Below are 7,997 nucleotides of genomic sequence, written 5' to 3' on the forward strand. Positions count from 1 at the left end.
CCAAGGCCGTCAAGGTGCTAGAGGAGGGCTTTGACGACGTCACGGCCGTGCTGGTCTTGCCGGATCGCTATCGGCGGCGCTTGCGTACCACGAACGGCGTGGAACGACTCAACGAGGAGATTCGCCGTCGTGAAAGAGTCATCCGCATCTTTCCCAACCGGGAATCCGTGATACGGTTGCTTGGAGCGCTACTCATGGAGATAGACGAGACGTGGACCACTGGGCACCGCTACCTGAATATGGATGAGTATTGGCAGTGGAAGAAGGAACAACAGAAATCCACTGAGCCGGCCATGCTGCACGTTGTGAATGCCTGAGTGACCTGTCCTTTCATTCGCCGAAGAGGGCAATTTACACATGATACTGGACTTGATCGGTGCACTCCCGTGGGACCTTGTCCGGGAGAACCTGGTGGGCGGTTTGCCCGGCTTGGTGCTGGGCGGCGTCATAGGAGTTCTTTTTGCAGGTATCTCGCTTGCCGCAATTGGTCAAATACACCTCGCGCCGGATCATTTCCTTACCCTCGCAGGCGCTGCGGCTGCTTCCGTCGTCAGCGGCATCGTCACCTGGTTTCTTACCCTATATCTGACCATTCGCATCGGATATCCCTTCAATCGCGTTACGAGGTGAATCTTCTTGTTGCATGAAGTGTGGGGCGGCTTTGGCATGGCGCTCCGGCGGTGGCCGACAGCAATTGTCTTTGCCGGAATGATCGCGGTCGCCACCACGGTTTTGTCGTTCGCCCTGGTGGACGTGCTGGCCCAGGTCGCTGTCCTCAGGGGGGCCAAAGAACTCCGCGAACGTCATGCGGTTGTTTTTGCCCCCTACTATCCGTATGGTATGGAAAGCAGCGTCGATGACCATACCGTGAAGTTCTTGATGGACCTGATCGACCGCCAGGAAGCGTATACCGCGGTCGTGTACAACATGGGCCTGGATGATCCCAATTTCGCCGGTGGGCATCCTACGCTGGTCTTATTTGGGGACATCATTTCCAAGTTGTTCCCGGATCTTAAAATCTGTGACCCCGCGCCGTGTGCCGCGCGTGGCGCAAAACTCGCAGGTCAAGAAATCGACTCGGTGATCATCGCCGGAGAACGCATCCCCGTAGTGAACACTTTGCCGCCGGGAACCACTTTTTTCGATCCCGGTGTCGCTGGTTTGCCTTTGGATAACCGCATCGTCATCCGTGCCCCGACGAAGCTACTTCCTCTCCTCCATCCAATCGAGCGAGAGGAAGCGCTTGTGCGTGCAGTCCTCCTCGGTCCGTCTGAAGAGGATGTGGATGCGTACGTGTCTGGGTGTGCGGAGGGAGGGCTCTTTCTCGTTCCCCAGGATGTGGCCGTCGACCAACCGCAAAAGTTTCGCCAGATCATGATGACTTCTGCCATGTACATCATCGGCATGCTGGGATTTCTTGCCCTTGTCTTTGCGGCATTCATGTCGTCTGCTCGTGTGAGGTTCCTTGAAGAGCGTCGAGCATTCAGGATCCGGCAAATGTATGGAGCCACGCCGCTTCATATCATGCTTCGCATTGGCGGCTTCTTGGCCGCCGTCCTCCTGGTGCCGCAGGAAATCTTGCTTTTTCTTATGTGGATGTTTTTCCAAGTGGCGGGCGTCCCTGCTCCGGAAGCAGCGCTTTGGGTCATGTTGGCCCTCGTTTTTGTGTTTATTTTCTTGTGGATCTCTTCGGTCCGTGAAGTACTTTCTCGAGAAGAGATAGGGTGGTGGGCGTGAAACCTATTCTAGAAGCACGCAATGTGACCAAAGTGTATGGTCATGGCCGCACGCAAGTCGTGGCCGTGCGCGCCGTCTCCTTGAAGATCTCGGCGGGAGAGTGCGTTGCCTTGATGGGGCCGTCCGGGAGCGGAAAGTCGACATTGCTCAAGGTCCTGGGACTCATCCTTCGGCCGACAGAAGGGAGCGTGCTGATCCGAGGAAAAGAAGCGGTCTGTGATGAGTTTTGCCGTGCTCGGTTGCGGAACAAATTTTTCGGGTACGTCGATCAAGAATTTGCGATCATTGAGAACGAAAGCGTGGAGCGGAATGTCATGATTCCCCTTCAATATGCAAATCCCAAACCTGGCCGGCAGGAAATCCGGGCGAGAACTCGTCAAGTGCTGGAAGAGGTCGGTCTTGGTTGGGCCTTGAAGAAAAATGCGTCGCAACTGTCAGGGGGTGAGCGACAGCGCGTCGCCATTGCCCGGGCACTGGTAAACGAACCGATGGTTATTCTCGCCGATGAGCCGACGGCTGCTCTCGATGGAAAGACCACCCAGGAAATTATGACGCTCTTTCTATCCATCAAAACGCGGGGGGCGGCGGTGCTCATTGCGACGCACGATGACCGGGTGGCAAAGCAATGCGACCGTATCCTGCGTATGATCGACGGTCGCCTTGTGGAATGAAACCGCCTAAACCTCTTTCGGCGCATCGGGAGGTCACGTGCCGTCAAGGGGTGTAAATGGGCTCCCCTTCGGGTGGGCTGATGTCAAAAGTTATGCATCCCCTCCTTCCGGGTGGCTGCCCCGGAAAACGAGCCTGGAGCCGGCGTAAGCCGGGTCATCGATTCGGGACTGAAATCCTTTCGAGACGCCATCCCCTCCTCCTGCTGCTCCTCGAGCACGGCCCCCATGAGCCGCAAGGCAGCCGCCACATTGGGGAAGATCCCGACGACGTCCAACCGACGCACCAGCACCCGAATCAACCGTTCCAGGACGTTGGTCGAATGGATCCGCCGCCAGTGTTCCGGCGGGAAGGCCATATAGGCAGGGACGTCCTCGTCTGCCGCTTCCAGGCGCGCCGCCACCTGAGGATACCGAGGCCGAAGCGCCTCGTCGATCTGTCGGAGACGCTCCCGGGCCAACGCCTGACTCGGCTGGGCAAAGATGCTTCGGACCTCGACGAGTCCTGCCGGCTAAGCGTGTTTGGGCACGCGTGCCAAGAGGGTTCCGCAGCCCGTGCGTCAAAACCCAGCCCCTTTCGCTCTCCGCTGGGCTTCACAATGTCGAGGGTGTTTCCCTTGACTCTCATTTTTGAATGCAGTACAATCACAGTGAATCTGAGTGAATCGTCTTGCATACCGGTTTTGTCGGTTTTCCGAAAAAACGCCAGGAAGCCGAGAAGAAAACGAAAAGGACCCGATGCCTCGCTCAAGCCGCAGATGCCCTCGATGCACCCTTGGTCGTATAAATCCGGCGAACGGATCCGGACCTACAACGAGCATCAGCATTGAAACGGCCAAAATCCACCGTCGTAATGTCTACCGAAAGGCTTGACGCCCGCAATTTGCGCGAATTACTCGACAGGCTCAGGCTCGGATTGTGAGGCAGTGCAAAATACCACTTTTGTGGTATTTACACCAGAGAGAAAGAGGTCTATTCTAAAGATGGCAGGAGAAAGTTTGGGGTCAGGGAAGGTGATGGATGGTAAGACGGAACTTGGAGGGTGTGGTTCTCCTGGCGGCGGAAGCTTATCGGAAAAATTTTTAAAGTAGGTATCCATACCATGGCGAGACTTGGTGCCCGGTGGCGGGCGGTTTCACTGGCGGTTTTAGCGGTGGCGCTGGCTAGCCTGTTGATTTCAGGAGGCGTCCATGCGCGCGCCGACAGTCTGGTAGCAAGCCCTTCCGGGGATCCGTGGGGACAAAAGGAGGTTCTCAACTACCTCTTTTGGACGGCGGATCCAAAATTAGAACAGGACGTGATAAAGCTCCAAAATGAACTGGGGCTTGATAATCAAACAATAATGAAACTCAAAGAGCTGGGTCTGAGAGAGCGTCAAAGCATCGCAGAGTTGAGGACTAAAGAAGCGTTTGATGTCGTAGCGTTCAATTCTGGAGTAGACGCTGCCTTTATCGAAATTGATAGAGAGACCCGTGAGGTGTTGGGACCGAAGTACGAAACCTTCCGCAAATGGATAAGAGACTGGTGGAACCAGGAAAAAGAGTATCGGGGAAAGTGGATCGCAGAAAAGTTGCAGAAAGAAACCGAGGTTGCCCCTCTCGCTGATTTTGAGAAGGGCGTGGTATTTGCAACTCAGTATTATGGCGATTCCTCTTGGCAAGTTGCCTTGCCTGACAAGTATGTGAAGTTCGCCAACCGGGGCTGGTTGAGCAGCATTCCTTCTTCAATCCGACCTAAGTACAGTAACCCGCCTTATACGGTGAATATCTACTACCAAGCTACAAATAAGAGCGTTCTTGGGGTTCCGGTTCAGGAAGTTGGCCCGTGGAATGAAGATGATAATTATTGGGATGCGGCCAACGGATCGAATCCACGTCGGTTGTTTAAAGATCTTCCTTTAGGAAAACCGGAAGCTCAAGCTGCCTTTTATGAGGGATATAATGGCGGTAAGGATCAGTTTGGAAGGAAAGTTACAAACCCGGCAGGAATAGATTTGACTCCTTACGTAGCTTCACAGTTGGGTCTTGGTTATCTGCAGAATGCTTGGGTAGAGGTGAGGTACAGTGATCTGCCGTAAATGCTTACTTTTAGCCTTGGCACTTGTGGTATTGGTTGGTCTATATGGTTGTGCACCACAGCAAGAGCCCGGTCCTCAAAAAAATACCGGCTGGACTGAGGTTGCGATCGATACAGGAAAAGCCAAACTCCTCCAAGAAGAGGTGGATAACGGCCACCGGCCAGGTCTTCTTGACCCACATCAAGTAATCTACGAATTCTTGGAAGGGCAACTTAAGATCTCGGGAAGCGAAGTTCAGGAAATCAAAGAAGTAGATGAAAAGGTAAAGGGATTACCGGAAGGTAAGGTTATCCAGGTGACCCTCCATGACGGAAAGGTGTTGCAACTCTCTCTCGTCCAGCCTGTCAGGAAGGGGCCCACTGGGATATGGCAGGTCGAAGGGTATCGTTTTCTTAAGTGATTCCTTTGGCGGGTGCCGGCCGCAAAACTTTCGGCACCCGCTGTTGAAATTTAAGGTGGTAAAATGTCGGTTCTGGAGATATCGATCATGCGCCCCTCATACTAGATAAAAGTTGAAACTATGTTGTATCCTTCTGCCAAAGGAGAAGCGACCTGTGAAACGAACAAAATCCATCCCCATCCAATTCAAAGCGGCTTTGGAACGCGGCTTTGGAACGGATCGCAGGAGCGCATTCGTCTGGCGCAAGAGGCGCTGGCCAGACGACGGGCACCCCTGCCGATGCTCCTCAAGACGCTTCGCATTCCTCGAGCGACGAGGGATGACCAGAAAAAGCGCCGGGAAGCCGAGAAGAAACGCAGGGAGTCCGAACGGGCACCGGACGCCTTTGAGGGTCTCACCACCAAGTGAGAGCGCCCGAAAGCCACGATCCGGGCGGCGCCTTCTTGAGTCACGCGTGGGTCGGTCATCTTCTGCTCGAAGAAGGGCAGCGACGGTCGTACCGCCTTCGGGGTCAGAAGGAAAATCTTATCGTCGAATTCTTCTTTTCGCGTTTCAAAAAGAAAGAGAGCATCAAGAGCGTCTCTTGAAGCAAGGCGCGTCGAAGCCCTTGATGCGCTATTGGCCGAACGGATCCGGACCGATAACGAGCATCGACCGCATTCAAGTCTGCGGGACAAAACTCCCCAAAAAACGCTCAAAGAAGCCCTGAGCACAAGCTAGGTTTGCATTACTAAAAAGACCGAACACAATGTCTAAAATCAAGGGGCGCGTCCTGGTGGAAGCCCTCTACATCGGGTGATCGAGTGGGGCGAGAACGATATTGCCTGGTGAGGTGATCCGCCATGCCCAGAATCGAGCCCTTTGAAACCCATGGCGAGGTCTATGATGACTGGTTTGAACGCTACAAGGGCATCTATGTCTCCGAGCTGAAGGCGGTGCGCCTCCTTTTGCCCTCGTTCCAAAGGGGGGGTAGAGGTAGGCATCGGCACCGGGCGCTTTGCCGCCCCTTTGGGGATTCGGGAAGGGGTAGAGCCTTCTCCTAAGCTGGCGGAGGTGGCTCGGCAACGGGGCCTTCGGGTGGTCGAAGGGGTGGCGGAACATCTCCCCTTTCCAGATGCCTCCTTCGACCTGGTGCTTTTTGTCACCACCATCTGCTTTGTGGATGATCTCTCGAAATCTTTTCAGGAAAGCTATCGGGTCCTCATCCCCGGTGGATTTATCCTCGTCGGGATGGTGGATCGGGAAAGCCACCTGGGAAAGATCTACGAAGCCAAGAAGGGCGAGAACGTCTTCTACCGCCACGCCACCTTCTACACCACCTCAGAAGTCGTGAACCTCCTCTACAAAGCCGGCTTTAAGGACTTTAACTTCGCCCAGACCATCTTCGGCGACCTCCACACCGGGCCTCAGGAAGAAGATCCCCGCTTTGGGTTTGGCGAAGGCTCTTTTGTCGTCATCCGCGCCCAGAGAAGGTGAGCTGACCCCCTTCAAGAAAGGAAAGAGTGGGAGACTCGACGGATGGTGAGACGAGAAAACCTCTGCCGACGGCTCTCTCCGCCGCCGTCTGTCCGGTCCGGCATCACGCTGTCGGCGGACGTGTAGACGATCCACGCCCCGGCTCCGCCGCCGTCTGTCCGGCCCGGCATCCCCTGGCGGAGAAAACCCGACGGAACCCGGTCGGATTTGCGGTTGCCGAACCGCTTCCCGGCGTTTTCCGTCCCTCAGACGCTTTTCGCCTTCGGGCGCATGCCGAGAGGGGGAGTGACCCCAAGGGAAAAATCTTAACCCGATTCGGCGAAAATGGTTTCCATGAAACCCTTGATGTTGAAGGAACGGGCAATTTTCTTTCGGGTCGCCTTAAACATCCGTAGAGCTTTCCCCAGAGCTTCCCGTGCGTCCATCCTTCCGCAGGCGGACGCCCGAGAAGCTTCTGAAGCAAGCCCTTCGGAACCTTTTCTTTGAACCCTAGCGCCCGGCGGACTATAACAAAGGCCGCCGCCTGGTGGGCGTTCAGTCCGTAAGTCTCGGCGTATTTGAAAAAGCCGATGAGCGAAGTGTAGGGCGCGGGAACGGGAAATACGGCGATGCCGCGCTTCCTTAAAGCGACGGTGAGACGGGTGAAAAGCAGCTTTTTGGTGAAGTTGTGGGTGATGCGGTTAAACTCCTTGTTGGTATCGTGGTCCTGGGCGAAGAACAGTTCCTCCAGGGCCACCTGCCTTACGCCTAAGGACGCGAGCCAGTCGGCCACCTCACCGGCCAGGTTGCCGGCGATCCACTCACTCTTTTCATGGGAGGCATGCATCAGATCGGGACTCAAGAAACCGCGGGAAACCTTGAAGTTGCCGTTCGGCAAGGCCACGGTGACGGCCACTACATTCGGGTTCAGATCGATCCCGGCCAGAGCCAGGCTTTTGTCCGGGACAGGGAGCGGATCGCTTTTCAGGGGAAAGGAGATGAAACAGTCGAATCGGTCGTCTTTCCGCACGACCCGAACGGTGTAAGCCGCGCCGGCATTCAGATGTTTCACTCGAGCCGCATCTGGATGCCCCGGCGGCGGAGTTTGTCCTTCGGGTGCTCCAGCTTCTCCGCGGCCTTTTCGATCTTGGCCTCCAGGTTCGAAACGTACATGTCCACCTGCGCTTTCTGGCGCTCGAGGGTGGCCCTTGCATCCTCCACGGCCCACCGGCACCAGCGGGCGTTGGGGAAGAACTTCCGGTAGAGGTCCTTGACGATTTCGCCCGTCTTCTTTCCCCGCCTCAGCGCCTGGTAGGCGGTGCGCCGGGCCGCCTGGTATCGACTCATGAAGGAAATGAGCTCGGCTTTTGCCGTCTCATTCGGGTATATCCGGCCCGGGAGGGTCACCATGTCGACTCCGGCCTGCTTGGCCGAAGATATGCGGGCATAGATGACCGCCCTGCGGCCGGAAGGCAGAGCTTCACCCAGGAGGCGCAGGATTTCGCTCCTGGGGAAGCGCCTCCGGCCGGAAGGCAGTCGTGTCCGGTATCATGTGTAAAAACGGATGGTCCAGGTAACATAAAATGAGCCATCCGGCCCTCTTTGGTAGAATGTGAGACGGAGAAGAAACCACTTCACCAGGAGGGATACCGGATGGCTC

General features: G+C 55.8%; 8 protein-coding genes and 2 pseudogenes. 7 read left to right on the forward strand and 3 right to left on the reverse strand.

Annotated features, from left to right (window positions below; translation table 11 throughout):
- The 4 genes from SA87_RS08405 to SA87_RS08420 all read left to right on the forward strand — a co-directional run.
- A partial coding sequence (locus SA87_RS08405; RefSeq protein WP_211264209.1) for a transposase occupies positions 1-317 on the forward strand: 317 nt, incomplete at its 5' end.
- Positions 318-357: 40 nt separating this feature from the next.
- Positions 358-630: a hypothetical protein gene (locus tag SA87_RS08410; protein WP_066201979.1), complete on the forward strand. Its 273-nt coding sequence runs from the start codon at positions 358-360 to the stop codon at positions 628-630.
- 18 nt (positions 631-648) lie between these two features.
- Positions 649-1,737 (forward strand): hypothetical protein, encoded by a 1,089-nt coding sequence (locus tag SA87_RS08415; protein ID WP_245637691.1) that lies wholly within the window; start codon positions 649-651, stop codon positions 1,735-1,737.
- Complete coding sequence (locus tag SA87_RS08420; protein ID WP_245637689.1) at positions 1,725-2,408, forward strand: ABC transporter ATP-binding protein; 684 nt, start codon at positions 1,725-1,727, stop codon at positions 2,406-2,408. Before SA87_RS08415 ends, SA87_RS08420 begins: the two co-directional genes overlap by 13 nt.
- A gap of 83 nt (positions 2,409-2,491) precedes the next feature.
- On the opposite strand, the pseudogene SA87_RS08425 reads toward SA87_RS08420, so the two are convergent.
- Positions 2,492-2,947: pseudogene (locus tag SA87_RS08425) on the reverse strand (transposase); the annotation flags it as partial.
- Between the two features lie 500 nt (positions 2,948-3,447).
- On the opposite strand from SA87_RS08425, the gene SA87_RS13770 reads away from it, so the two are divergent.
- From SA87_RS13770 to SA87_RS08440, 3 genes and pseudogenes are all read left to right on the forward strand, one after another.
- A complete protein-coding gene (locus SA87_RS13770; protein WP_211258019.1) occupies positions 3,448-4,482 on the forward strand; it encodes a hypothetical protein in 1,035 nt (344 codons plus the stop codon).
- 16 nt (positions 4,483-4,498) lie between these two features.
- Positions 4,499-4,882 (forward strand): hypothetical protein, encoded by a 384-nt coding sequence (locus tag SA87_RS13235; protein ID WP_169816941.1) that lies wholly within the window; start codon positions 4,499-4,501, stop codon positions 4,880-4,882.
- Between the two features lie 951 nt (positions 4,883-5,833).
- A pseudogene (locus SA87_RS08440) lies at positions 5,834-6,358 on the forward strand (class I SAM-dependent methyltransferase); the annotation flags it as partial.
- Positions 6,359-6,461: 103 nt separating this feature from the next.
- Here the strand turns inward: SA87_RS08440 and SA87_RS12740 are convergent.
- Together SA87_RS12740 and SA87_RS13775 are read right to left on the reverse strand one after the other, a co-directional pair.
- Entirely contained in the window at positions 6,462-7,409 is a 948-nt protein-coding gene (locus SA87_RS12740) for a hypothetical protein (protein WP_211264211.1), read from the reverse strand.
- Complete coding sequence (locus SA87_RS13775) at positions 7,406-7,684, reverse strand: hypothetical protein (protein WP_211258017.1); 279 nt, start codon at positions 7,682-7,684, stop codon at positions 7,406-7,408. The genes SA87_RS12740 and SA87_RS13775 overlap by 4 nt, the downstream gene beginning before the upstream one ends.
- Positions 7,685-7,997 lie beyond the last annotated feature (313 nt).

It is taken from the genome of Hydrogenibacillus schlegelii, assembly GCF_001653195.1.
In the GTDB taxonomy this organism is placed as follows: domain Bacteria; phylum Bacillota; class Bacilli; order Thermicanales; family DSM-22653; genus Hydrogenibacillus; species Hydrogenibacillus schlegelii.

Excerpts from the sequence above, each read along its gene's own strand:
- SA87_RS08410 (WP_066201979.1), top strand. The coding sequence starts at position 358 with ATGATACTGGACTTGATCGGTGCACTCCCGTGGGACCTTGTCCGGGAG.
- SA87_RS13775 (WP_211258017.1), bottom strand. The coding sequence starts at position 7,684 with ATGAGTCGATACCAGGCGGCCCGGCGCACCGCCTACCAGGCGCTGAGG.